Source organism: Streptomyces sp. NPDC001904, assembly GCF_040297005.1.
GTDB lineage: Bacteria > Actinomycetota > Actinomycetes > Streptomycetales > Streptomycetaceae > Streptomyces.
This window is the reverse complement of sequence record NZ_JBEOYI010000004.1, coordinates 202,924-228,229: the sequence shown is the minus strand read 5'-3', so window position 1 is coordinate 228,229 and position 25,306 is coordinate 202,924. Positions and strand designations below refer to the sequence as shown.

24 protein-coding genes are annotated in these 25,306 nt (G+C 72.5%); 16 read left to right on the top strand and 8 right to left on the bottom strand.

Annotated features, from left to right (window positions below; genetic code table 11):
• The first annotated feature begins 89 nt into the window (after window positions 1-89).
• The gene (locus ABT127_RS08115; protein ID WP_351445824.1) at window positions 90-1,148 is read left to right on the top strand and encodes an LLM class flavin-dependent oxidoreductase; all 1,059 of its coding nucleotides are present in this window, start codon (window positions 90-92) and stop codon (window positions 1,146-1,148) included.
• A 4-nt stretch (window positions 1,149-1,152) separates the two neighbouring features.
• On the opposite strand, the gene ABT127_RS08110 is transcribed toward ABT127_RS08115, so the two are convergent.
• Window positions 1,153-1,683: a MarR family winged helix-turn-helix transcriptional regulator gene (locus ABT127_RS08110; protein WP_351445822.1), complete on the bottom strand. Its 531-nt coding sequence runs from the start codon at window positions 1,681-1,683 to the stop codon at window positions 1,153-1,155.
• Window positions 1,684-1,811: 128 nt separating this feature from the next.
• A complete protein-coding gene (locus tag ABT127_RS08105) occupies window positions 1,812-3,176 on the bottom strand; it encodes an MFS transporter (protein WP_351445820.1) in 1,365 nt (454 codons plus the stop codon).
• Window positions 3,177-3,440: 264 nt separating this feature from the next.
• Here ABT127_RS08105 and ABT127_RS08100 point away from each other — a divergent pair, with 264 nt between their 5' ends.
• From ABT127_RS08100 to ABT127_RS08030, 15 genes are all read left to right on the top strand, one after another.
• Entirely contained in the window at window positions 3,441-4,925 is a 1,485-nt protein-coding gene (locus ABT127_RS08100; RefSeq protein WP_351445818.1) for an aldehyde dehydrogenase, read from the top strand.
• Window positions 4,926-4,947: 22 nt separating this feature from the next.
• Window positions 4,948-5,859: a VOC family protein gene (locus tag ABT127_RS08095; protein ID WP_351445816.1), complete on the top strand. Its 912-nt coding sequence runs from the start codon at window positions 4,948-4,950 to the stop codon at window positions 5,857-5,859.
• Window positions 5,856-6,653: an aspartate dehydrogenase domain-containing protein gene (locus ABT127_RS08090; protein ID WP_351445814.1), complete on the top strand. Its 798-nt coding sequence runs from the start codon at window positions 5,856-5,858 to the stop codon at window positions 6,651-6,653. Before ABT127_RS08095 ends, ABT127_RS08090 begins: the two co-directional genes overlap by 4 nt.
• A complete protein-coding gene (locus ABT127_RS08085) occupies window positions 6,650-7,444 on the top strand; it encodes an alpha/beta fold hydrolase (protein ID WP_351445812.1) in 795 nt (264 codons plus the stop codon). Before ABT127_RS08090 ends, ABT127_RS08085 begins: the two co-directional genes overlap by 4 nt.
• Before the next feature lie 5 nt (window positions 7,445-7,449).
• Window positions 7,450-7,971 (top strand): cupin domain-containing protein, encoded by a 522-nt coding sequence (locus ABT127_RS08080; protein ID WP_351445810.1) that lies wholly within the window; start codon window positions 7,450-7,452, stop codon window positions 7,969-7,971.
• Window positions 7,964-8,704, top strand: coding sequence for an SDR family oxidoreductase (locus ABT127_RS08075; RefSeq protein ID WP_351445808.1), 741 nt, complete (start codon window positions 7,964-7,966; stop codon window positions 8,702-8,704). The genes ABT127_RS08080 and ABT127_RS08075 overlap by 8 nt, the downstream gene beginning before the upstream one ends.
• Window positions 8,705-8,723: 19 nt before the next feature.
• A complete protein-coding gene (locus ABT127_RS08070; protein ID WP_351445806.1) occupies window positions 8,724-9,500 on the top strand; it encodes an SDR family oxidoreductase in 777 nt (258 codons plus the stop codon).
• Between the two features lie 9 nt (window positions 9,501-9,509).
• Window positions 9,510-11,126, top strand: a complete 1,617-nt coding sequence (locus tag ABT127_RS08065) for a thiamine pyrophosphate-binding protein (protein ID WP_351445804.1) — start codon at window positions 9,510-9,512, stop codon at window positions 11,124-11,126.
• A 12-nt stretch (window positions 11,127-11,138) separates the two neighbouring features.
• A complete protein-coding gene (locus ABT127_RS08060; RefSeq protein WP_351445802.1) occupies window positions 11,139-12,083 on the top strand; it encodes a PDR/VanB family oxidoreductase in 945 nt (314 codons plus the stop codon).
• 19 nt (window positions 12,084-12,102) lie between these two features.
• Window positions 12,103-12,327 (top strand): recombinase-like helix-turn-helix domain-containing protein, encoded by a 225-nt coding sequence (locus tag ABT127_RS08055; protein WP_502971656.1) that lies wholly within the window; start codon window positions 12,103-12,105, stop codon window positions 12,325-12,327.
• Between the two features lie 5 nt (window positions 12,328-12,332).
• Window positions 12,333-13,355 (top strand): Rieske 2Fe-2S domain-containing protein, encoded by a 1,023-nt coding sequence (locus ABT127_RS08050; protein WP_351445798.1) that lies wholly within the window; start codon window positions 12,333-12,335, stop codon window positions 13,353-13,355.
• Window positions 13,356-13,410: 55 nt separating this feature from the next.
• A complete protein-coding gene (locus ABT127_RS08045; RefSeq protein ID WP_351445796.1) occupies window positions 13,411-14,082 on the top strand; it encodes a FadR/GntR family transcriptional regulator in 672 nt (223 codons plus the stop codon).
• A 156-nt stretch (window positions 14,083-14,238) separates the two neighbouring features.
• Window positions 14,239-15,234, top strand: a complete 996-nt coding sequence (locus tag ABT127_RS08040; protein ID WP_351445794.1) for a PAC2 family protein — start codon at window positions 14,239-14,241, stop codon at window positions 15,232-15,234.
• A gap of 279 nt (window positions 15,235-15,513) precedes the next feature.
• Window positions 15,514-17,253 carry a S8 family peptidase gene (locus tag ABT127_RS08035; RefSeq protein ID WP_351445792.1) on the top strand — a complete coding sequence of 580 codons (1,740 nt, stop codon included), beginning with the start codon at window positions 15,514-15,516 and terminating at the stop codon, window positions 17,251-17,253.
• Window positions 17,254-17,291: 38 nt separating this feature from the next.
• On the top strand, window positions 17,292-17,957 hold the full coding sequence (locus tag ABT127_RS08030) for a hypothetical protein (RefSeq protein WP_351445790.1): 666 nt from the start codon (window positions 17,292-17,294) through the stop codon (window positions 17,955-17,957).
• An 86-nt stretch (window positions 17,958-18,043) separates the two neighbouring features.
• On the opposite strand, the gene ABT127_RS08025 is transcribed toward ABT127_RS08030, so the two are convergent.
• From ABT127_RS08025 to ABT127_RS08000, 6 genes are all read right to left on the bottom strand, one after another.
• Complete coding sequence (locus ABT127_RS08025; protein WP_351445788.1) at window positions 18,044-21,127, bottom strand: NPCBM/NEW2 domain-containing protein; 3,084 nt, start codon at window positions 21,125-21,127, stop codon at window positions 18,044-18,046.
• A 147-nt stretch (window positions 21,128-21,274) separates the two neighbouring features.
• Window positions 21,275-22,504: a cysteine--1-D-myo-inosityl 2-amino-2-deoxy-alpha-D-glucopyranoside ligase gene (gene mshC, locus ABT127_RS08020; protein WP_351445786.1), complete on the bottom strand. Its 1,230-nt coding sequence runs from the start codon at window positions 22,502-22,504 to the stop codon at window positions 21,275-21,277.
• A gap of 128 nt (window positions 22,505-22,632) precedes the next feature.
• Window positions 22,633-23,073 carry an SRPBCC domain-containing protein gene (locus ABT127_RS08015; RefSeq protein ID WP_351445784.1) on the bottom strand — a complete coding sequence of 147 codons (441 nt, stop codon included), beginning with the start codon at window positions 23,071-23,073 and terminating at the stop codon, window positions 22,633-22,635.
• A gap of 68 nt (window positions 23,074-23,141) precedes the next feature.
• Entirely contained in the window at window positions 23,142-23,981 is an 840-nt protein-coding gene (locus ABT127_RS08010; protein WP_351445782.1) for an SCO1664 family protein, read from the bottom strand.
• Entirely contained in the window at window positions 23,945-24,535 is a 591-nt protein-coding gene (locus tag ABT127_RS08005) for a DUF3090 domain-containing protein (protein ID WP_351445780.1), read from the bottom strand. Before ABT127_RS08005 ends, ABT127_RS08010 begins: the two co-directional genes overlap by 37 nt.
• Window positions 24,536-24,600: 65 nt before the next feature.
• A complete protein-coding gene (locus ABT127_RS08000; protein ID WP_351445776.1) occupies window positions 24,601-25,287 on the bottom strand; it encodes a histidine phosphatase family protein in 687 nt (228 codons plus the stop codon).
• Between the last annotated feature and the right edge of the window lie 19 nt (window positions 25,288-25,306).

Genomic DNA, 25,306 nt, shown 5'->3' with positions numbered 1-25,306 from the left:
CCCACGGGGGGAGCCGCCCCTTCGCGCTGCCCCGTGCGCTGCCATGCCGCGTACATACGCCCGCAATGTCCGGGAGCGAGAGTGAGGGCATGAAGTTCCAGGTCCTCTCCATCATCGGGCACGCCCCGCACCCACTCACCGGCGAACTCCCCTCCGCCGCCGACCGGTTGGCGCAGGTCGTCGACGTCGGTTCGGCGGCCGAGGAGCTGGGCTACGACGCGTACGCGGTCGGTGAACGGCACGCGGGGGCGTTCCTGTCGTCCAGCCCGACGGTCGTGCTCGGGGCGCTGGCGGCACGCACCTCCCGGATCCGCCTGCTGACCGGGGTGACGGTCGTGGCGATCCTGGACCCCGTACGGGTCGCGGAGGACTACGCGACGCTCGACCAGCTCTCGCGCGGGCGCGTCGAGCTGGTCGTCGGCAAGGGCGCCGAGGCCGGCCACTTCGACCTGTTCGGGCTCGACGAGGCCCGCCAGTGGGACCTCCAGAAGGAGAAGTACGAGCTGCTGCGCCGGCTGTGGACGGAGGAGGGCGTCGACTGGGAGGGCGAGTTCCGGCCCGCCCTGAAGGGGGTGACGACGGTGCCGCGCCCGTACGCGGGTCCGCCCCGGATCTGGCACGGCTCGGCGACCTCCCGCAACTCCCCCGAACTGGCGGCCAAGCACGGCGATCCGCTGTTCACGGCGAACGCGATCCAGCCGCGGGCCGCGTACGCCGAGCTGATCGACCACTACCGGGAGCGGTTCGCGGCATACGGGCACGATCCGGCCGACGCGCACGTGGCGGCGGGGTCGGGCGGGCTGCTCATCGCGGACACCCACGAGCAGGCGGTGGCCCGCTACCGGGATCTGTACGAGGCGAAGGTCGAGCAGACCTTCAAGCCGCACCTGGCGGGGAAGGCGGGCTACAACACGCCGTTCCGGACCATCGAGGACGCCATCGCGGACGGGCCGCAGCTGATCGGCTCGCCGCAGCAGATCATCGACAAGATCCTCGGGTACCACGAGGTGTACCGGCACGACCTGCAGTCGGTCACGGTGGACGGGTTCGGGCAGGGCACCAACGAGCAGATCGAGACCTTGCAGCGGTTCGCCGAGGAGATCGCGCCCGTGGTGCGGGCCGAGGCCCCCAGCTCGCTGTGGGAGTGAGCGCTCAGCTCTCCCCGTCCGGCCCCGAGTCGACGATGGAGTGTTCCAGCTTGCCGAGCAACCGGGCCAGTTGACGCCGTTCGGACGGGGAGAGGCCGGCGAGCATCCGGTTCTCGTTGTCCAGGTGCTCGGTGAACACCTCGTCGACCTTGGCGAGTCCCGCGCCGGTGAGCCGCGAGTAGACGACGCGCCGGTCGTCGGCGTCGCGCTCGCGCACGATCAGGCCGTCCTTCTCCAGGCGGTCCATGCGCAGGGTGACCCCGGCCGAGGAGACGAGCCCGGAGTCGGCGAGCTGCCCTGCGGTGAGCCGGTACGGGGTGCCCGAGCGGCGCAGCGCGGTCAGCACGTCGAACCCGGCGACGGACAGGCCGTGCCGCTCGATCGACGCGTTGAGCTTGGTGTTGTACCGCAGGAACGAGCGGTGCAGACGGGCCAGGACCTCCAGCGGGGAGGTGTCGAGTTCGGGGCGCTCGCGGGCCCAGTCCGCCACGATCTGTGTCACGGCGTCCTGCCGCGTCGCCTTCCGCTCGGCCATCCCGTCCCCTCGCGCAGCTCCCGGGTGGGCGCGTGATCGTACGCCCCTGAAAATTCTATCCCTGAAGCGATCACGCGCCGTCCACCGTCGAGGGGGCCGAGGACCGCCCCGTGGCCGCACCCTGGCGGCTACGCGTTCAGCTCCTCCAGTGTCCGCCCCTTCGTCTCCACGGCGAACAGCGCGATCACCGCGCCGACCGCGGCCACTCCGGCCAACTGGGCGAAGACGAGGCCGAGGCTGCCGCCCGCGCCGAGGATCGCGCCGACCGTGACGGGGCCGAGGATCACCCCGAACCGGTTCCACAGGCCGCCGAACGCCGCGCCCCTGGCCCGGTTGGAGGTCGGGTAGAGCTCCGGCGAGTAGAGGTAGAGGCCGGCGTTGATCGCGTAGACGAAGAACGTCGTGCACGAGGCGAACACCGCGACCTGGAGGCCGGAGGTGACCCCGATGAGGGCGAGGACGCCGAGCGCGAGCGCGGTGCCGCCCAGTGCGGCGACCAGGGCGGGACGCCGGCCGACCCGGTCGATGAGGAGCGCGACGGCGAACGTGCCGACCAGTCCCGTGAGGTTGCTCAGGAGCGTGTAGACGAGCGCCGTGGTGAGGTCCAGGCCGAAGTTCTTCGTGTACAGCGAGGGCAGCCAGGTCGAGATGCCGTGATTGACGTAGTACGCGACGAACCACAGGCCCGACAGCACGGCGGTGCGGCGCAGATAGCGGCCGGTGAACAGGTCGCGCAGGCGGCCCCGGGTGACCTCCTCCGCGGGGGTGTCCGCCGGCCGGGGCAGTGGCTCGCCGACCGCCTTCTCGACCTCCGCCTCGATCCGGGCGATGACCTGTTCGGCCTCCTCGACCCGGCCCTGCGAGAGCAGCCAGCGGGGTGATTCGGCGACCTGCCGGGGCAGCAGGACCGCGATCAGGACGGGCAGCGCGCCGAGCACGAACATCGCGCGCCAGCCGAGGTTGGGCACCACCCACACGGCGACGAGGCTGGCCGCCGCGAGCCCGGCCGGGAAGATCATCTCGTAGAGCAGGACGAAGCGGCCGCGCTTGTCGGAGCGGGAGATCTCGTTGATGTAGGTGGCCGCGACCGGGACCACGCCGCCGATGCCGAGCCCTTGGACGAACCGGAAGAGGGAGAACAGTTCGATCCCGTTCGCCAGCGCGACGGCGAGGCTGGCGACGCCGGTGATCCCCACGCCGAGCGCGACCGTCCGCACCCGGCCGATCCGGTCGCCGAGCCAGCCCGCGACCAGCGCGCCCAGCAGCATGCCGATCGAGCCCGCGGTGACGGCGAAGGTCGCCTGCCCCGTCGAGAGGTTCCAGTCCTTGGTCAGGACGGGCAGGGCGGAAGCGGCCAGGAGCTGGTCGAAGGCCTCGAAGAACGTCACGGCGCCGATCAGGAATCGGACCTTGACGTGCCAGCGGGAGTGCGGCAGCCGTTCGAGCCTGGCGGCGATCGAGCCGAGGCCCTGAGTGCCGGCCACAGTCGTCATGGAGGGGTCCTTCCGCGAGACACGCGAGACAGGGGGTTCCGCAGACAGTAGGAGCCGACACCTAAGCGGTCAATGGTTAGGCACTTAGACATGTAGAGAGTGACTCCACCGTCACCTGCGCGTAACTGACGCTGCACAGAGGGGAGTACGGCGGCAACAAGCCTCCCGATCAAGGGTCTTGCGGAGAATCATTTAAGCGCTTAGATTTCTAGCACTTCAGCGATTCTGCACCTGTCCCGCCTGTTCCGCATCGGAGGTCCCGCCGTGCCCCACCCCCTCACCGAGATCCTCGTCGCGGGCCGGTGGCGCCGCGGCGGCGGCGAGCCCGTCGAGACGGTCGACCCGGCCACCGGCGCGGTACTCGCCACGGTGCACTCCGCGTCGGCCGACGAGGTCGACGAGGCGGCGCGGGCGGCGGCGCAGGCCGTTGCCGACCCGGCCTGGCGCGACCTGCTCCCCCACCGGCGGGCCCGACTCCTGTACCGCATAGCGGAGTTGACGGAGGAGGCGGCGGACGAGCTGGCCGCGATCCAGACCGCGGACACCGGCAAGACGCTCACCGAGACGAAGGCGCTGGCACTCAGCGCCGCCGGCACGTTCCGCTATCTGGCGGCGGCGCTGGAGACGGCGGAGGACGCCCTCACCCCGGCGCGCGGCGCGTACGTCACGATGAGCGTGCACGAGCCGATCGGCGTCGTCGGCGCCATCAACCCCTGGAACTCGCCGGTCGCGAGCGACGCGCAGAAGATCGCCCCTGCGCTCGCGGCGGGCAACGCGGTACTGCTGAAGCCCGCCGCCTGGACCCCGCTCGTCTCCCTCGCGCTGGGCCGCCTCATCACTCGCGCCCTGGATGAATTCGGCCTGCCCACGGCCCTGCTGTCGGTGCTGCCGGGCAGCGGCCGGGTGGTCGGTGACGCGGTGGTGCGGCACCCGCTGGTCGGCCGGATCGGGTTCACGGGCGGCACGGAGACCGGCCGCTCCATCGCCGGGATCGCCGCCCGGAAGCTGATCCCCGCCTCGCTGGAGCTGGGCGGCAAGTCCCCGACGATCGTGCGGGCCGACGCCGACGTCGAACAGGCCCTGGCGGGCGTCATGTTCGGGATCTTCTCATCCAGCGGGCAGTCCTGCATCGCCGGTTCGCGGCTCTTCGTGGCGCGCGAGATCCACGACGCCTTCGTCACCGAACTCGTCTCCCGGGTACGGAAGCTGCGGGTCGGGCCCGGCACCGCGCCGGACACCCAGGTCGGGCCGCTCGTCCACCACCGGCACCGGGACTCGGTCGCCGCGTACGTGGACCTGGCCCGCTCCGAGGGCGCCGAGGTGCTGTGCGGCGGCGCCGCGCCCGAGGGACCCGAGTATGCCGACGGCGCCTACTACCTGCCGACCGTGCTCGCCGGACTGCCCAACTCGGCGCGCACCTGCCAGGAGGAGATCTTCGGCCCGGTCCTGGTGGTGCTGCCCTACGACGACGAGGACGACCTGGTCGCGCAGGCCAACGACTCCGTGTACGGGCTCGCCTGCGGGATCTGGACCCGGGACCACCGGGCCGCCTGGCGCCTCGCCCGCCGGATCGACGCGGGCACCGTCTGGATCAACACCTACAAGCAGTTCAGCGCGTCCACCCCGTTCAGCGGGATGAAGGACAGCGGGCTCGGCACGGAGAAGGGCCGGGACGCGATCCGCGCCTACCAGCGCCAGAAGTCCCTGTACTGGGGCACCTCCGACGCCCCGCTGCCCTGGGCCAACTGACCATCACTCCCCCGGAGTTCCCATGTCCCACCCGCACCCCCCGATCGCCCGGCTGCGCGCGCTGCGCTCCGTCGAACTGCTCACCCCCTCCTTCACGGAGGCCACCGACTTCTACGAGGACGCCTGGGGCCTGGAGGTCGTCGAGTCCGAGCACGGCGCGAGCTGGCTGCGCGGCACCGGCGAGGAGCACCACGCCCTCCAGCTGACCCGGTCCGAGCGCACCGGCCTCGGCCGGCTCGTGTTCGCCGTCGCCACCCCCGCCGAGATCGACGAGGCGGCCCGGCGGCTCGAAGCCCGTGGCATCCGGCCCGTCGCGGGCCCTGGCCCCCTCGACCAGGTCGGCGGCGGCTACGGCCTGCGCTTCCACGACCACGAGGGCCGGCTCGTCGAGCTGTCCGCCGACACCTGGGCGGTCGCCCCGCGCGGCCGGGACGCCGCGGTCCCGGTCGGCGTCACCCACACCGTCCTCAACACCCCGGACATCGACGCGGCCGTCGCCTTCTACCGCGAGGTGCTCGGGCTGCGCGTCTCCGACTGGTCCGAGCACCAGATGGCGTTCCTGCGCTGCAACGCCGACCACCACTGCGTCGCCTTCAACCAGGCCGAGTGGGTCTCCCTCAACCACGTGGCGTACGAGATGCGTTCGGTCGACCACTTCATGCGGGGCATCGGCCGCCTGCGCCACCACGGGATCGTCCCGCAGTGGGGTCCGGGCCGGCACGGCCCCGGCAACAACACCTTCTCCTACTTCACCGACCCGACCGGCCTGGTCTGCGAGTACACCTCCGAGGTCGCGCAGGTCGTCGAGGACCGGTGGATCGCCAAGGTGTGGCGGCGGGTGCCCGAGCTGTCCGACCTGTGGGGCACGGCCGGGCCGCCGTCGAAGGAGATCCGCTGTCACATGGCCGGCAACCCGGAAGGACCCCTCGCATGAGCGGCACGCTGAAGGTCGGACTCGTCGGCTGGGGCGCCATCGGCCGTGTCGTCGGCACCGCGCTCGCCGAAGAGGGCATCCCGGGAGCGAAGTTGACGTGCATCGTCGACAACCGCCCGCTCGGTGTGGCGGCGCCCGCCCCGCAGGTCGGCTTCGAGGAGGCCCTCGACCGCTGTGACCTGATCGTGGAGGCCGCGGGCCAGGGCGTCGTACGGGAATGGGGTGAGCGCGTCCTCGCCTCCGGCACCGATCTGCTGGTGGCGTCCACCGGGGCGCTGACCGACGAGGAGCTGGCCGCGCGGCTGCTCGCGGCCGGTCCCGGCCGGGTGTACTTCACCGGCGGAGCGGTCGGCGGCCTCGATCTGCTCCAGGCCGTGCGTGCGCTGGGCCCGCTGGGCGACGTGCGCCTGACCACCACCAAGCTGCCCTCGACCCTCGAACAGCCGTGGATGGACGCCGCGTTGCTGGACCGGATGCGTGCGGCGTCCGGGCCGGTCGAGGTGATGAGCGGGACGGCGCGCGACGTGCCGGTGAAGTTCCCCAAGTCGACCAATGTCGCGGCGTCGGTCGCGCTCGCCGTCGGCGACCTGGACGCTGTGCGGGTCCGGGTCGTCGCCGATCCGGGCGCCACCCTCACCCGGCACGTCGTCGAGGCGTCCGGCGAGCACGGCGCGTACCGCTTCGAGGTGGCCCACCGGCCCGACCCGGGCAACCCGGCGACCAGCCAGGTCGTGCCGTACGCGGTGCTGCGCTCGCTCGCGGCGCTGGCCGGACGGTCGGGGCAGATCCTGTGACCGTCCACCTGGAGACCGCGGGGGAAGACGGCCCGCTGCTGCTCTGTCTGCACGGCATCGGCTCCTCGTCGGCGGCGTTCGCCCCGCAGCTCGCCGGGCTCTCCCCGCACGTGCGGGTCGTCGCCTGGGACGCGCCCGGGTACGGAAGGTCGGACGACCCGGACGGCCCGCTGGACCTGGACGGGTTCGCGGACGCGGCCGCCGACGTCATCCGGGCCCAGGGCGGCCCGGCCCATGTGCTCGGGGTCTCGTGGGGCGGCGTGATCGCGCTGCGGCTCGCCACGCGCCATCCGGACCTCGTCGGCTCCGTGATCGTCGCCGACTCCAGCGCGGGCTCCGGCACCGACGAGGCGAAGGCCGCCGGGATGCGGGCCCGCGCCGCCGAGCTGGCCGAGTCCGGGCCGCGGGCCTTCGCCGAGAAGAGGGGCCCGCGTCTCGTCTCCGACCTGGCACCCGCAGCCCTCGTCGAGCGGGTCGTCGAGACCATGGCCCGCGCGGTGCGGCTGCCCGGCTACGGGTACGCCGCCGCGTCCATGGCCGGCGCCGATCTGCGCCCCGAACTGTCCGCCGTCACCGCGCCCGCGCTCGTCGTGTGCGGCGACCGCGACACGGTCACCGGCGTCGAGGCCTCCCAGGTCCTCGCCGGGGGCCTGCACAAGACCGCCTTCGTGATCGTCAAGGACGCCGGTCACCTGGCCAACCAGGAACAGCCCGAGCGGTTCAACGCCTGGGTCCTGTCCCATCTGCACATCGTCACCGACTCCCGCCCGCAGCGGGCACGGAAGGGCTGATCACCATGCCTCTGACCACCACCGAGTACGACAACGGCGGCCACCTCGGCGCGTACACCGACTCCCTCATCGCCACGAAGGACTCCCGGGTCGCCGACTTCGACACCCTCTCCTTCCAGGAGAAGGCGGGCCCGCAGTTCCGCCGCGGTCAGATCCGCTACGTGGGCTCCGGCGCCACCGGCAACCACGAGGGCGACAAGCGGATCATCCCGTCCGGCGGCTTCACGTTCTCCAACATGCTGCTGGAGCCCGGCGCCGAGGGCCCGGCCCACACCCACCACGACGTCGAGGAGGCGTTCTTCGTCCTGGAGGGCCGGGTCCGCGTGGGCATCCACCGCGGCCCCGACGAGGTCGAGTACCGCACCCTCGGCTACCGCGACATGATCGTGGTGCCCGCCGGGGTGACCCGCTCGCTGAAGAACGAGGGCGACACCGACGCCCTGTTCTGCGTCGTCATCGGCACGCAGAAGCCGCAGGTGCCGACGTACCCGGAGTACTCGCCGATGCACGGCGTGACCCGTGACTGACGCCCCTCTGGTCGTCGTGACCGGGGCGGGCCGCGGCCTGGGACTGGCCATGGCCCGCCGGGCCGGCGAGGACGGCTTCCGGGTCGTCGTCGCCGAGGTCGACACCGAGCGGGGCACGGCCGCGGCGGACGCCCTGCGCGCCGAGGGGATCGACGCGCGCTTCGTGCGATGCGACGTCGCCGACCCGGCCTCCGTCGACGAACTGGTGACCTCCGTAGGGGCGTTGGGGCGGCTGTACGGGCTCGTGAACAACGCCGCGCTCGCCAACGGCGTCGGCGGCAAGGAGTTCCAGGACATCGACATCGCCGCCTGGGACCGGCTGATGACGGTCAACGCGCGCGGCCCGTGGCTCGTCGCGAAAGCCCTCCATCCGCTGTTCGGAGCGAGCGGACGCATCGTCAACATCGCCTCGGACGCGGCCCTCTACGGCTCGCCCCGGCTCGCGCACTACATCGCCTCCAAGGGCGCCGTGATCGCCCTCACCCGGGCGATGGCCCGCGAACTCGGCGAGCGCGGCATCACCGTGAACGCGCTGGCGCCCGGCCTGACCGAGTGCGAGGCGACGGAGACGGTCCCGGCGGAGCGACACGGCCTGTACCGCGACAACCGGGCCATCCCGCGTCCCCAGCAGCCGGACGACCTCGTCGGCCTGGCCTCCTTCCTCCTCTCCGAGGAGTCCCGCTATCTGACCGGACAGGTGATCGCCGTCAACGGCGGATTCACCATGAACTGACGAACGAAGGAACCGACTGATGGATCTGGGCCTCGCCGACCGGACCTACGTGGTCACCGGAGGCAGCTCGGGCGTCGGCCTGGCCACGGTCCGCGCCCTGCTCGACGAGGGCGCGCACGTCGCCACCTGCGGGCGCGACGCCGACCGGCTCGCCCGCGCCGGCACCCACGACCGGCTGTTCACGGCCGTCTGCGACGTGCGGGACGCCGATGCCGTACGGGACTTCGTGACGGCCGCCGCCGACGCGTTCGGCGGCCGTGTCGACGGGCTCGTCAACAACGCCGGGCAGTCCCGGATGAAGCGGCTCGACGACACCACCGCCGAGGACTGGCGCGACGAGCTGGAGCTGAAGTTCGCGGGCGTCCTCAACCCCCTTCAGGCGGCCCGCAAGCATCTCGCCGCGTCCGACGCGGCGTCCGTCGTCAACGTCAACGCCGTCCTCGCCAAGCAGCCCGAGACCCGGCTGATCACGACGAGCGCCGCCCGCGCCGGCATCCTCAACCTCTCCAAGTCCCTGGCCACGGAACTCGCCGCCGACGGCATCCGGGTCAACTCGGTCTGCCTCGGCCTCGTCGACACCGGCCAGTGGACGCGCCGGCACGCCGCCGCCGGCTCCGGTCTGTCCTACGAGGACTGGCAGGGGGAGCTGGCCGCCGACCGGGGCATCGCGCTCGGCCGGCTCGGCCGCGCGGAGGAGGTGGCGTACGCGATCGTGGCGCTGCTCTCGCCGCGCGCCTCGTACATCACCGGAACCAGCATCGACGTCTGCGGCGGAGTCGGCCGCGGCATCCTCTGAGGAGTTCGCATGAAGTACGCCGATGGAGGCGCCCTCCTCGTCGCCGTTCTGAAGGAACTGGGTATCGACACGGTCTTCGGGATCGTCTCCGTGCACAATCTGCCGCTGGTCGAGGCCGTCGACCGCGAGCTGCGCTTCGTCCCCGTGCGGCACGAGGCGAGCGCCGTGAACGCCGCCGACGCCTACGGCCGCGCACGCGGCTCGATCGGCTGCGCGCTCACCTCGACCGGGACGGGCGCGGGCAACGCGGCCGGATCGCTCATCGAGGCGCTCGCGTCGGGCACGTCGGTGCTGCACGTCACCGGGCAGGTGGAGAGCAGGTTCCTGGGCAGCGGGCGCGGGTTCATCCACGAGACGAAGGACCAGCTCGGCATGTTGACCGCCGTCTCCGCGCACGCGGCCACGGTGGGCTCCGCGGACGAGGCGGGCCGGGTGCTGCGCGCGGCCGCCCGCGCCGCGCTCGCCTCACCGGGCGGCCCGGCGAGCGTCGAGTGGCCGATCGATCTGCAGTACGCGGCCCAGACCGACGCCGTGCGCGAGGCTCCGGCCGACGTCCTCCCGGTCGCCGACGTCACCGGGGCGGCGGCGCTGCTGAGCGCGGCCGAGCGTCCGCTGATCTGGGCCGGCGGCGGCGCCACCCGGGCCCGCGGCGAACTGACCGCGCTCGTCGAGGCGACCGGCGCGGGACTGCTCACGTCCAACTCCGGACGCGGCGCGGTGCCCGAGGACCACCCGCAGGTCATCGGCAACTTCGCCACCACGCCCGCGGTCCGCGCCCTGCTCGCCGACGCCGATCTGCTCCTGACGGTCGGCACCCACTTCCGGTCCAACGAGACCGCCGACTACGGGCTCGGGCTCCCCGCCGCGCATGTGCAGATCGACATCGACGCGGCCGCGCTCGGCCGCGTCTACCCGGTCGCGCACGCCCTGCACGGCGACGCCGCCGCCACCCTCGGCGCGCTGCTCCCGCACGCCCGGCGGGCCGGCCCGGACTGGACGGACCGCGTCGGCCGGGTCCGTACCGACGTGCGCGCCGCGCTGCACGACAGCATCGGCCCGCAGGCCGCGATCTGCGACGCGCTGCGCGCCGCGCTCCCCCGGGACGCGGTCGTCGCCCGCGACGTCACCATCCCCTCCAGCAGCTGGGGCAACCGGCTTCTGGAGATGTACGACCCGAGGGCGAACGTCTTCCCGCGCGGCGGGGGCATCGGCCAGGGCCTCGGCATGGGCATCGGCGCCGCGCTCGCCGACCCCGGGCGTCCGACCGTCGTCATCGCGGGCGACGGCGGGCTCGCCGTCCACCTCGGGGAACTCCTCACGCTCGCCCAGGAACGGCCCCGGCTGACCCTGCTGGTCTTCAACGACGGCGGGTACGGCGTGCTGCGCAACATGCAGGACCGGTACGCGGACCGCCGCTCCGGCGTCGATCTGACCACGCCCGACTTCGAACTCCTCGCCCGTGCCTGCCGGTTGCCCTACCTGCGGATCGCGGACGCCGAGCACGCCGGACCCGTGATCGGGGAGGCCGTGGGCTCGGACGGACCCGTGCTCGTCGAGGTGGACCTGACGGCACTCGGCCCGATGAAGAACCCGTTCACCCCGCCCGTGAAGATCCCCGGCGCGTAAGGAGGCCCCACCATGACCGACTCCGACCGTCAACTGGAGCTGCTGGTCCGGCGGATGACCTGGGAGGCCGAGGGCGTCCTCTCCGTCGAGCTGACCCATCCGGACGGCAAGCCGCTGCCGGGCTGGGCGCCGGGCGCCCACATCGACGTGCACGTGGGCGGGCAGATCCGCCAGTACAGCCTGTGCGGCGACCCGGCCGCCACCGGCACGTACCGGATCGGCGTGCTCAACGAGCCGTCCTCGCGCGGCGGTTCGCGCCACGTCCACACCGCGCTGCGGCCCGGCCAGACCGTCACCGTGTCCGAGCCGCGCAACCACTTCGCCCTGGAGGACGCGGGCGGCTACGTCTTCGTCGCGGGCGGCATCGGGGTCACCCCGGTCCTCGCCATGGCCCGCGAGGCCGCCCGTCGCGGGGCGCGCTGGCGCCTGGTGTACGGCGGGCGCGGCCGCGCCTCCATGGCCTTCACCGACGAGCTGGCCGCGCTCGGCGGCGACGTGACGCTCGTACCGCAGGACGAGCGGGGCCACATCGATCTGGCGGCCGCGCTCGGCGGGCTGCCCGACGACACCCTCGTGTACTGCTGCGGACCCGAACCGCTGCTCACCGCCGTGGAGGCGGTGTGCCCGGCCGAGGTGCTGCGCGTCGAGCGGTTCTCGGCGCCGGTCATCGAACGGACGCCGGACGACGGGGAGTTCGAGGTCGAGTGCCGGGCCTCCGGGCTCACCCTCACCGTCGGCGCCGGCACCTCGGTCCTGGAGGCCGCCGAGCAGGCCGGACTCGACGTCGCCAGCTCCTGCCGCGACGGCATCTGCGGCTCCTGCGAGACGCGGGTGCTGGACGGCGCCGTCGACCACCGCGACTTCCTCCTCTCGGAAGCCGAGCACACCGCGAACGCCTCGATGATGATCTGCGTCTCGCGCTGCGCCGCCGGCTCCCGCCTCGTCCTCGACCTGTGATCCGAACCGGGAGATGCCCATGAACACCGACTGGCCGTACCTGGAGATCCACCAGTCCCGCACCCACGAGCCGTCGCCCTACGAGCTGAAGCTGGCCGCCACCCTCGAAGAGGTCTTCACCAAGGACGGCCACGAACTCGCTGACGTCGTACGCGGGCTGAATGTCCGTCAGATTCCGGCACCGGACGGCGCCCCGTGGACCGAGGACTCCTTCCGCGCCGAGATGCACCGACTGGGAGCGTGACCGCCATGACCCCGAAAGCCCCCGCCCCGACCGCCGACCACCTGTACGCGACGGGCCTGCGCGGCCAGTGGCACCCGGTCGTCCCGTCCTCGTTCGTCGCGCCCGGCGCGATGCGCAAGGTCACCGTCCTCGGCGAGCAGTGGCTGCTGTTCCGCCGCTCGGACGGCACCCTGAGCATGCTCGCCGACCGCTGCCCGCACCGCGGCGCCCCGCTCTCGCTGGGCAAGCACCTCGGCGACCGGGTGGCCTGCTGGTACCACGGCGTGGAGGTCGGGAGCGACGGCACTGTCTCCTCCGTGCCCGGCCTGCCCGGCTGCAACCTGGAGGGCAAGCAGCTCGTCGTCTCGCTGCCCGTCAAGGAGGTGTCCGGCGCCGTCCTCGCCTACTTCGGCACCGAGGAGCAGCCGCAGCCGGTCGAGCTGACACTGCCCGAGCCGCTGACCGACCCCGACACCGAGGCGATCCTCTGCTACGCGGAGTGGAACGTGCCGTGGCGGTACGCCGTCGAGAACCTGCTCGACCCGATGCACGGCGCGTTCCTGCACCACGACTCGCACACGATGTTCGACGGTGACACCACCGCCAAGTTCCGCATCCGCGAGACGGACCGCGGCTACTTCTTCGAGAAGACCGACCAGCGCGGCGTCAACTTCGACTGGGTCGAGCTGTGCCGCACGGGCGTCGACTGGGTCGACCTGTCGATCCCCTACCCGCCGTCGGCGGGACCCGGCGGCCCGTTCGGCATCGTCGGCATGGTCCGCCCGGTCGACGCGGAGCGCTGCGCCGTCTTCTTCTGGCGCTACCGCACGGTCCAGGGCTGGCAGCGCGACACCTGGCGGTTCCTGTACAGGACGCTGATCGAGAAGCGGCACTGGGAGGTCCTGGAGCAGGACCGGGTGATGCTGGAGGCGATGCCCTCCGACGCCGACCAGCAGGAGAACCTGTACCAGCACGACCTGGGCGTGGTCCGGCTGCGCCGCCTGTACCGCGCGGGCGCCGAGGCCCAGGGCATCCCCGTACGCCCATAATGGTCCGAGACATCGGAGGACCGGTCTCTCCGACGGACGAGCAGAGGGGGCTGCCATGGCCGTCACCGACGAGGCCATCGAGAAGATCAAGGGCATGATCGTCTCGGGCGCGCTGCGCCCCGGCGACCGGCTCCCCAAGGAGAGCGAGCTCGCCGCGGAGCTGGGGCTCTCGCGCAATTCGCTGCGCGAGGCGGTGCGCGCGCTCTCCCTCATCCGCATCCTCGACGTCCGGCAGGGCGACGGCACCTATGTCACGAGCCTGGATCCGCAGCTGCTGCTGGAGGCGCTGAGCTTCGTCGTCGACTTCCACCGCGACGACACGGTCCTGGAGTTCCTCGCCGTCCGCCGCATCCTGGAACCGGCCGCCACGGCGATGGCGGCGACCTCCATCGGCCGGGACCAGCTCGACCGGCTCGCCGCGCAACTGGACGAGCTGGGGCCCGAGCCGTCGGTGGAGGAGCTGGTCGCGGCGGACCTCGACTTCCACCGCGGCATCGTGGCGGCCACGGGCAATTCGGTGCTCTGTTCCCTGCTCGACGGCCTGTCCGGGCCGACCACCCGGGCCCGCGTCTGGCGCGGCCTGACCCAGGAGGACGCGGTCGGCCGCACCCTGCGCGAACACCGGGCCATCCTGGCCGCGCTGCGCGACGGTGACCCGGAGGCGGCACGCTCCTGGGCGACCGTGCACATCGCGAGCGTGGAGCAGTGGCTGCGCTCCACCCTGTGAGCCCCCGGGCGCAAACCCCGGCATCCAGGTGGAGTGCGCTCCTGCGACACGGGGCAGTGTTCCGGGCAGCCTCCGGGTTTCGGGGGGCTGCGGAGGGTCCCCGCTGACGCCGTAAGGTGGGCAGGTACGCGAGGGCACGTCGGAAGGAGGCGCTGGGTGATCGAGCTCGAGGGGGTTCCCGAGCTGGTCGACCCGGTCATGGTGGCCGCGTTCGAGGGCTGGAACGATGCCGGCGACGCCGCCTCCACCGCGGTCGCGCATCTCGACAAGGAGTGGAAGGGCGAGGTGTTCGCGGCGCTGGACGCCGAGGACTACTACGACTTCCAGGTCAACCGGCCGACCGTCTTCCTGGAGGACGGCGTACGCAAGATCACCTGGCCGACGACCCGGCTCTCGGTGGTGCGCGTCGGCGGCGACAAGCCGCGTGACCTGGTCCTGGTCCGGGGCATCGAGCCGTCCATGCGCTGGCGCTCGTTCTGCAACGAGCTGCTGGGATTCGCGCACGAGCTGGGCGTGGAGCTGGTGGTGATCCTGGGCGCGCTGCTCGGCGACACCCCGCACACCCGGCCCGTTCCGGTCAGCGGCGTCACCTCCGATCCGGATCTCGCTACGCGCATGGACCTGGAGGAGACCAAGTACGAGGGCCCGACGGGCATCGTGGGGATCCTCCAGGAGGCGTGCACCCACGCGGGCGTCCCGGCGGTGTCGCTGTGGGCGGCGGTCCCGCACTACGTGTCGCAGCCGCCGAACCCGAAGGCGACGCTGGCGCTGCTCAACCGCCTGGAGGACCTGATCGACCTGCGGCTGCCGCTGGGTGAGCTGGCCGAGGACGCGCGGGCCTGGCAGTTGGGCGTGGACCAGCTGGCGGCGGAGGACAGCGAGGTCGCCGAGTACGTGCAGACGCTGGAGGAGGCACGCGACACCGCGGAGCTGCCGGAGGCGTCGGGCGAGGCGATCGCCCGCGAGTTCGAGCGGTATCTGCGGCGGCGCGACCCGGGGGCACCACCCGGCGCCGGCAGCCATGCCACGGACGGCGGCGACGGCTCGCCGTACCTGCGGGACAACCCGACCGGCAAGAGCCGGCCGTCGAAGCCGCCGCGCCCGGACACCGACACCGACGACGGTGACGGTGACGGTGACCGCGACGAGTAGGTAGGACCGCGGTCCACGATCGACACGGAGCGCCCCCGGCGCCGGGCAACCGGCACCGGGGGCGCTTTCGCGCCGTCCCCGTTCGCCTGCCCTTTGGCCGGTTTGCGGCGTGACAGATGATTCCGTGCAAAATGCACGGGGTTCCCCGTTCAACTTGTTCCCAAACGCATTTGGCGAACAAGGGGTGGACGAGCGCGCCCGGCCGTAGCAAGGTGTGCCCGACGAACACGGCACAAGCACACCCGTACGACCAGAAGTGGCGAGGGGAGCTGTGGACCGATGACCGACCAGCACGCAGAACCGGCGCGGGGCCCGGGAGCTGCGGGTCCGGGTCCGGACGGAGCCGGTTTCACCTATCGCGGGACGGAAGCGGAACTGATCGTCCTGGCACGGCCCGAGGCCCGGCTGCGGGCCCAGGCGGACGGGGTCAGGTCCGCCGCCGGCGCCGATGTATCGGCCCTGAACATGTTCCTGGGCGACGAACAGCTCGCCCTCGAACCGCTGTTCGGCAGTGAGGAGCGGCTGCGGAGCGCGTCGGAGGCGGTGGGAGCCGGGGCGGACGTTCCGGACCTCGCACTGTTCTACCGGGTGCGCGGCGCGGGCGGCCGGGCCCAGGAGCTGCGGGCCCGGATGGCGGCGCTGCCGGAGGTCGACACCGCGTACGTGAAGCCCGGCGCGGTGCCGGCCGGCCCGCCGGAGGACTTCGACGAGGCCCGGCGACTGAAGGAGAAGACCGCCGCGACGCCCGATTTCACCGGCCGGCAGGGCTATCTGGCGCCGGCGCCCGAGGGCGTGGACGCGCTGTGGGCGTGGCAGCGGCTCGGCGGCGGCGGAGAGGGCGTCACCGTCATCGACGTGGAGGGCGCCTGGCAGCTCAGCCACGAGGACCTGTCGGCGAAGCTCGCGGGCGTCGTCGTCGGGGCCCCCGTCGAGGATCTGGCCTGGCGCAACCACGGCACCGCCGTCCTCGGCGTGATCGGCGGCGACCGCAACGAGCACGGGATCACCGGCATCGCTCCGCAGGCGGTGACGGCGGCGGCCTCCTTCCAGGGCGTCGGCACGGCGGCGGCGATCCACGCGGCGGCCGAGCGGCTCGGCCCCGGTGACATCGTGCTGATCGAACTGCACCGGCCGGGACCGCGGTTCGACTTCGAGTCGCGCGACGACCAGCGCGGCTACATCGGCCTCGAGTGGTGGCCCGACGACTTCGCGGCGATCCGGTACGCCACCGCGCTGGGCATCGTGGTGGTGAGCGCGGCGGGCAACGGCGGCGAGTCGCTGGACGACGGGCTGTACGAGCGGCGTCCGGAGGGCTTCCCGGCCTGGTGGCACAACCCGTTCAACCCGACGAATCCTTCGTCCGGCGCGGTCCTGGTCGGCGCGGGCGCGCCGCCGCCCGGCACGCACGGCCGCGACCACGGCCCGGACCGCTCGCGGCTGGCGTTCTCCAACTACGGCGCCCGGGTGGACGCCCAGGGCTGGGGCCGCGAGGTCACCACCACCGGCGGCTTCTGGGACCGGCCCGGCGATCTGCAGGGCGGCTCCGAGGAGATCGCCTGGTACACCGATACCTTCTCCGGCACCTCGGCTGCCTCCCCGGTGGTCGTCGGCGCGCTGGCCGCCCTCCAGGGCATGCTCAAGGCCGGCGGCCAGCGCCCGATGAACTCGTCGCGGGCGCGCGAGGTGCTCCGGGCGTCCGGCTCTCCGCAGCAGGACGCCCCCGGCCGGCCCGCCTCGCAGCGGATCGGCAACCGGCCCGACATCAGAGGAGCGGTGACCCATCTGCTGCCCTCGACCGTCGGTTCGGGCCAGGCCGAGCGGTACTGGGACGAACTGATCCCGTATCCGCGCGAACTCCCGCCCCGGCTCAGGCTGTTCGTGGCGGGCGCCTGGCGCAACCTGAACGACCCGTCCCCGGAGACCCGCCAGGCGGTGCACAGCGCCTTCGCGGGGGGACGGCCCGATGTCCGTGTCTGGTTCTCGGACGACGAGATCGTCGGCCTTGTGGTCACGGGCTGAAGCGACGCAGCCAACCATCGATGGAAGGTGGCACCCGCATGAGCATGACCCCGCAGATGAGTCAGCAGGGGCAGGGACAGCAGTTCCCGAGCACGTCGCCCTATCAGCAGCAGCAGCCGTTCGGTCAGCAGGGCGGACAGCAGGGCTACGGCCAGCAGGGCCTGGGCCAGCAGCAGGGCTTCGGCCAGCAGGGCTACGGCCAGCAGGGCTTCGGCCAGCAGCCGTTCGGTCAGCAGGGCGGACAGCAGGGCTACGGGCAGCAGCAGCCCATGGGTATGGGCGGCTCGCTGGAGCAGCTCCAGCACCTCGGCCAGCAGCAGCCGTACCAGGGGCTGCTGCAGCAGCTCGGTCAGCAGCAGGGCGGCGGCCAGCAGCAGCAACAGCAGCAGCAGGTCGAGCAGCAGGTCCAGCAGCACCTCCACCAGATCGCCCAGATGGCGGTGCAGCACTCCCAGCAGCAGGTGCAGCAGCAGGTCCTCCAGGCCGGCATCGCTGACGCCTACATCGACGTGGTGCAGCCGCTGCCCGGGCAGCCCAGCATCATCGCGCTGCGCATCCAGAACCAGTTCCGGATCTTCGCCAACCCCAACCCCCAGACCCACGACCAGGTCCAGGAGGCCTTCGCCTTCGGTCACCAGGTCGTCGGCGTCTGGGACTCCGGGTCGCCGCAGGTCCTGCGCAGCATCCAGGTGCGCAAGATCTGACCGCACCGTGTGACAGCTGAAAGGAGGGGCGTCTCCCCCGCGGTCACCGCGGGGGAGGCGCCCCTTTCACCTGTCCCTGCCCCGGGTCAGCTCCCGCCCGCGCAGGTGAACGCGGCGGCGGCCCAGTCCCCGTGGTCGCCGGTCTTCGACCCGTTGGTGTCGGTGACCTTCAGCCGCAGGTGCCGGGCACCGCTCACGTCCACGTCGACGGGGACGGTGGCCGAGGCGCCGGTGACCTTCGGCGACGTCCACAGGACCTTCCCGTCGGCCTCGACGGAGAAGGCGACCTCGCCGTAGCCGTTGATCTCGTCGTCGATCCCGACGTCCGCGGTGAGCTTCGTGCACCGCCCGCCGAGATAGACCTCGATGTCGGAGTCGGCGTGCACCCCGATGCCCTTGTCGTACGTCTTCCCGGCGAGGGTGAGGGGGTGCCCGTCGGCGGCGCCCGACTCGCCGTTGCTGCGGTCGCGTTCGGCGGGCCCGTACCCGTTGGTCGAGGTCAGCCACTCCAGGTCGCTCGCCCAGGTCTGCCCCGAGGGTGGTTCCGGCATCACCGAGACCGCGAAGTGGCCCTGCGCGGCGCGCTCCTGGCCGGCGCTGCGGTAGTGCGCGGTGGCGGTGAGCGCCCGCTCTCCCGGCTTGGCGCCGGCGCCGGGTGCGACGGCGACGTCGACGCGCCGGGTGGTGCCCGCCGGGATCCGGCCGACGGTCACGGGGTCCCCGGCGGTCCAGCCCTCGGGGGCGTCGACGCCGACGGTGACACCGGTGGCGTCCCGGTTCCCCGCGGTGACGTCGACGGCGACCGTGCCGGTGACGCCCGCGCCCAGCTCCTGGCCCACGGCCGCGGACACGGCCGCCTCGGCGCCCGGCACGGCTCCGCCCACGGCTGCGGTGTCGCGGAGGTCGACGGTGAAGGCCCGCCCGGTGGACAGGGTCCCGGTCTTCACCCGCACGACCCCGCCCCGGTCGTCCGGGTCGTAGAACCAGCCCCGCGCGGCCTTGTCGAACGCGCTCTTCGACCCGGCGCGCGCCAGGTTCTTCCCGTCGAGGTCGACCCGGCTCGGCGCGTCCCCGGTGTGCACGGTGAAGGAGTAGGGCCGCGCGGTCTGCTTCCCGTCGTAGCGGCCCTCGCTCGCGCCGATCCGCACCCGCACGTCACCGGGGCCGGAGCGCGGCGCGGTGACGGTGGCGCGCTGGGTGGCGTAGGCGCCGCCGCGGTGGGCGCGGGTGACGCCGTCGTCCTCGTACAGCTCGAAGGACGAACTGCCCTGCGGGTACACGTCCCAGGCGACCGGGGAGTCCTTGTCCCGGTCGGTGTACGAGCGGATCCCCGGCCACATCGGCACGGCGGCGCCGCCCTTCACGAACAGCGGCAGGGTGTCGAGCGGCGCGCTGTAGCCGTCGACCGTGGTCGGCCCCCGGTAGACCCGGCCGGTCCAGTAGTCGGTCCACGTGCCCTTGGGCAGATAGATGCCGTCCCGCGTGGCGGAGTCCTCGTACACGGGCGCGACGAGGAAGTCCTCGCCGGTGAGGAACTCGTACTTGGCGGCGTCCGTGGCGGCCTTCGGGTCGTCGGGGTACTCCAGCGCGAGCGGCCGTACCGCGCCCACTCCGGTCTTCGTGGCCTCGTGGGCGTACGAGTACAGGTAGGGCAGCAGCGACTCGTGCAGCTTGAGGTACTTCCGGTTGATCGTCGTGTACGGCTCGCCTTGCCGGAAGGGCTGCTTGTCGCTGGCGGCCCAGCCGTCCATGGTCATGGTCACGGGCAGCAGCGACTTCCACTGCAGGTCGCGTACGTACGTCTTGGGGCTGCCGCCGAAGATCCCGTCCACGTCACCCGTCGTATACGCGAGCCCGGACAGGGTGGCGCCCGCGTACGTCGGGATCTGCCAGCGGATGTAGTCCCAGGAGCCGGACTGGTCGCCCGACCACTGCACCCCGCACCGCTGGGCGCCGGCCCAGCTCTCGGGGGCCCAGGTGAAGCCGCGGGCATCGGAGTTGTCCTCGATGCCCCGGTAGGCGCCCTTGCAGCCGTCGAGGGCCTTCTTGTAGCCGTCGCCGACCCAGGCCACGTCCAGCTTGGCGACGCGCTGCCCGGCCTTCACCTGGTCGGCGATCCTGTCGATGCCGTCCTCGGTCCACAGGCCGAGCCGCGCCTTGTCGTTCTGGAGTCCCCGCGCGGTCTCGGCCAGGTCCTCGTATCCGCAGCCGTAGCCGTCGTTGACGAGCATCCAGCCGAGCGGCATGTCCTGCTCGACGTACTGCCGGGAGATCTTCAGGGCGTCCAGGGTGTGCCGTTCGCCGCGGTTGGCGTTGTGCAGATAGCAGTCGGCGTCGCCCACTTCGAGCCCGTACACCGGCGGCAGGAACGGTTTTCCGGTCAGCCGGGTGTACTGGCCGATGACGTCTTTGGCACTGTCCTCGCCGCTGCCCGCGAAGTAGTAGGCGTCGAAGCGGCGCTCGTCGGCGGCGGCGGTGACGGGCGCGCCGAAGGTGTACGTGTTGGGCGCGTAGGTGTTCCGGAAGACGCCGTACCCGGCCGAGGAGAGGTAGAAGGGCACGGAGTTGGGGTGTCCCCCGTCGTCCCAGTCGTAGCTGACCTCGGCCTTGGCGGTCTGCCCGCGCAGGCTGGTGTTGCCCCGCCCGTTCTGCATGCCGACGCCGTAGAACTGTTCGTCGGCGCCGCGGTCGAGGCTCTGGGTGGTGCCGTCCGCGCTCCAGCTGATGGGCGCGCTCTCGGCCCACACCTGGGTGCCGTCGTTCCTGAACAGGGCGAATCGCAGCGGGGACTTGTAGGCGCGCAGGGTGACCTCGGAGCTGCTCAGCTCGTAGCGGTCGCCGCGGTCCTTCCAGCGGGTGGCGGGCGGCGCGCCCTGCGGCAGGACGATGTCGTCGCCCGCGGGGTCGGTGAACGTGCCGTCCGGGGCGACCTCGATGCGGAAGCTCTCGGCGGACACGAAGCTGACCCGGGCCTCGGCCGGCCCGGCGTCGAAGGTGTAGCGGGCCTTGTCCGGACGGAACCCGGTGACGTCGCCGAGTGCTCCCGGACTGTCGGCGGCCCGCGCCTCCTGCCCGGGCCCGGCGAGTGCGGCCGCGAGCCCGACAAGGGCCACGGCGACGAGGGATCTGAGGCGTCCAGAACGCCCGAGCGTGCTCGATGCTGATCGCATGACCGTGTTTTAGCGCAGAAACGAGCACGGCGCTAGAGCGCGACAAAGCCCCTCCGGCGATTGAGGAGCGGGGCCCGGGGCGGAGCCCCGGGGCCTCGACTCGATCGCCCTGGAGGGGCTTTGGGAGAAGGAACAGGTGGGCGGCGCTTAGAGCGCGACCCCGAGCAGCGCGTCGACGGCGCGCGAGACGACACCCGGCGCACCTTCGTCGGACCCGCCCTCGGTGTCCTGCGACTCGGCCCACCGGTCCACGGCGGCCAGCGCCGCGGGCGCGTCGAGATCGTTCGACAGAGCCGCGCGGATCTCCTCGACCAGGCCCTCCGCAGCAGGCCCGTCGGGCCGGGACACGGCGGCCCGCCAGCGGTCGAGCCGGGCCACGGCGTCGGCGAGCACCTGATCGGTCCACTCCCAGTCGGAGCGGTAGTGGTGGGCGAGCAGCGCGAGCCGGATGGCGGCCGGGTCGACCCCGTCGCGGCGCAGCTGCGACACGAAGACGAGGTTGCCCTTGGACTTGGACATCTTCTCGCCGTCGAGCCCGACCATCCCGGCGTGCACGTACGCCTTGGCCATCGGGAACTCGCCGGTCAGCGCCTGGGCGTGCGAGGCGCCCATCTCGTGGTGCGGGAAGGCCAGGTCGGAGCCGCCGCCCTGGACGTCGAAGCCCATGCCGAGGTGGTCGAGGGCGATGGCGACGCACTCGATGTGCCAGCCGGGGCGCCCCTGTCCCAGGGAGCCGCCGTCCCAGCTCGGCTCGCCCTCGCGGGCGGCCATCCAGAGCATCGGGTCGAGCGGGTTCTTCTTGCCCGGGCGCTCCGGGTCGCCCCCGCGCTCGGCGGAGAGCAGCCGCATCGCGGCGGCGTCCAGGTTCGAGACGGAGCCGAAGTGCGGGTCGGCCTCGACGGAGAAGTAGATGTCGCCGTCGAGCTCGTAGGCCGCACCGGCGTCCCGCAGCCGCTCGACGAGCGGCACGATGCCGGGTATCGCCTCCACGGCGCCGATGTAGTGCTGCGGCGGGAGCATCCGCAGGGCGGTCATGTCCTCGCGGAACAGGGCGGTCTCGCGCTCGGCGAGGCCCTCCCAGTCGACGCCGTCGCGCACGGCCCGTTCCAGCAGCGGGTCGTCCACGTCCGTCACGTTCTGGACATAGTGCACCTGCCGCTTGGTGTCGAGCCACACGCGCTGCACGAGGTCGAACGCGTTGTAGGTCGCCGCGTGACCCATGTGGGTCGCGTCGTACGGCGTGATGCCGCATACGTAGATACGGGCGACGGGACCGGGGTCAAGGGGGACGAGCCCATCGGTCGCGGTGTCGTGGATCCTCAGGTCGCGGCCCTTGCCAGGCAGGGCGGGGACCTCAGAAGCGGGCCAGGCATGCATGACATGAGCGTAACCGGACGGTGCTTCCGGATACGAACCGGACCAGGTCCGATGGCCGACGAGGCCCTCTTGCCCGCGCGGGCCGGGGCCGCTACGGGCGTGTGTCGACACACAGCCCTGGAGCCCCGCTAGTCGGTCACGGTGGCCCGGATGCCGTCCGAGAGCCCGAAATGGCGCAGGCCGTGCAGCAGATAGGCGCGCAGGGTGCACACGAAGTACGCCCAGCCCTGTGCCTGCCCGACCGCGAGGGCCGCGCCCTCGATGCCGTCCCCCATCGGCTGCTCCGTCACGGTGAGCGCGGTGGCCCCGCCACCGGTCTCCCGCAGCTCGATGGTGACCTGCCCGCCGGGCCAGGACCACGAGACGAGCCGGTCGGGCTCGATCTCGCCGATCTCGACGTCGAACTCCGCGTCGGCATGGGGAAAGCTCCAGGTCACGGTGGTGCCGGGCACCATCGGCCCGGAGGTGCGCCCGACGAAGAAACCCGACAGGCCCTCGACCGTGACGATGGCCTCGAACACGTCCTTCGCCGGGCGGTCGATCCGGTCCTCGACAATCAGCTTGGTCATGCCCTCGAACGTAGCGCGGGCCACCGACAAACGCCCCCGAAAGAGACAGAACCGCAGGTCGGACGGGATCAGATCGGCGGCCACGGGATGGCGGGCCACTCCCCGCTCGGCTCCCGGTGCAGGCCGGACTTCAGCAGCGCGGCCACCCGCTCCCGTACGGCGTCCAGCTCGGCCCGGGTGATCAGCGCGGCCAGCCGGTCCGCGAGCGGCTCGCCCTCGGCCAGGCGCCCGCGCAGCGCCTCCAGCGCCCCGGTCGCCTCCTCGGTCAGCGGTTCCCCGGCCCAGCCCCACAGCAGCGTGCGCAGCTTGTCCTCGACGTTGAAGGTGACCCCGTGGTCGATGCCGTACAGCCGGGCCCCGGCGTCGACGAGCAGGTGGCCGCCCTTGCGGTCGCCGTTGTTGATCACCGCGTCGAGGACGGCGAGCCGTCGCAGGCGGGCGTCGTCGGCGTGCACGAGCAGGGCGGTCCGGCCCTCATCGACCTCGGCGAACCCGACGGCCTTCCAGCCCTCCGACGGTTCCTCGGCGTCCACGAGCGCCAGCAGCCTGCCGTCCTCGGCCGGCTCGTCGGGGGTGTCGATCCACAGCTGGCACATGCCCTCGCCGTACGGCCCGTCGCGCAGCACGGTCGGCGGGACGAGGCCCCAGCCGAGCGCCTCGGAGACCTCGAAGGCCGCCACCTCGCGCTGGGCGAGCGTGCCGTCGGGGAAGTCCCACAGCGGCCGCTCACCGCGGACGGGCTTGTAGACGCAGGCCGCCTCCCGGTCCCCGTGGGTGACGCGGCACAGCAGGACGGCGTTCGACGCGTCCCTGATCTGCCCCTCGACGTGCAGCTCCCCGCGGGTGAGGAGGTCCAGGGCGTCGTCGCCGCTCACGCGCCGCGCCGGTATCCGTTCTGGCGCGGACATACGTGTCCCTCCGGGTCGAGCGGCAGACTGCACAGCGGGCACGGCGGGCGGCCCGCGTTCACGACCTCCAGGGCGCGCCTGGCGAAGGCGCGCGCCTGGTTGCCGGTGAGCCGGACGCGGAGCATCGGCGGGCCGTTCTCCTCGTCCTGGAGAAGCCTTTCCTCGGCCTCCGCAAGGTCCTCGTCGGACTCGGCATCCATCTCGACGAGGGCCTGCGCCTCGACGATCATCCGCTGCTCGTCACCGTCCCAGGCCAGTGCCATGGTGCCGACCCGGAACTCCTCCTCGACCGGTGCGTCGAGCGGGGCGGTGTCGGCGACCTCGTTGGGCGCCACGGCCGGCACCGGCGCGTTTCCGCCGCTGCGCCGCACGACCTCGTCGAGCAGCTCGTCCATGCGCTCGGCGAGCGCGGCCACCTGGGTCTTCTCCAGCGCCACGCTGGTGACCCGGGTTCCTGCCGAGGCCTGCAGGAAGAAGGTGCGGCGCCCGGGGAGCCCGACCGTACCGGCCACGAAACGCTCCGGTGGGTCGTAGAGGAACACCTGACGGGACACGTCCTGTCTCCATGGTCTGGGGATGGTCTGTGCTTACGGCAGCTTCACCCTACTGCGGCGGACGATCACGGTGCGCCAGCGCCGCCCCCGACCGGTGCGTCAGGACCCTGCGGCTGCTCGCGCGGGGCCAGCGAGCCGAAGTCGCCGGTGTCTCCGAGACGTACGAGAAAAGGGCGCAGCCGGGTGTAACGGATCGCGGTGATGGAACACGGCTCTACAGAGATCCGCTGAAAGAGGTCCAGATGGAGCCCGAGAGCGTCCGCCACGAGGGACTTGATGATGTCGCCGTGCGAGCACATGACGTACACGGCGTCCGCGCCGTGGTCGCGCTCCACGCGCGCGTTCCACTCCCGCACCGCCTCCGCAGCCCGGTGCTGCATCTGCCGCATGGACTCGCCGCCGGGGAAGGCGGCGGCGGTCGGGTGCTGCTGGACGACCTGCATGAGCGGTTCGTCGGCGAGTTCGGTCAGCTTGCGGCCCGACCAGTCGCCGTAGTCGCACTCGCCGATCCGGTCGTCGGTGTGCGCGGTCAGCCCGGGCCGTGCGGCGAGCAGCGGGGCGACGGTCTCCCGGCAGCGCTGCAGGGGGCTGCTGACGATCTCGGCGAGCGGCAGGTCCTTCAGCCGCTCGGGCAGCGTGGCGGCCTGCGCGCTGCCGCGCTCGTCGAGGGCCACGCCGGGCGTCCACCCGGCGAGCAGACCCGCGGTGTTGGCGGTGGAACGTCCGTGGCGGACGAGGATCAGCGTGGGCATGCCCGCCAGCCTAAAGGCA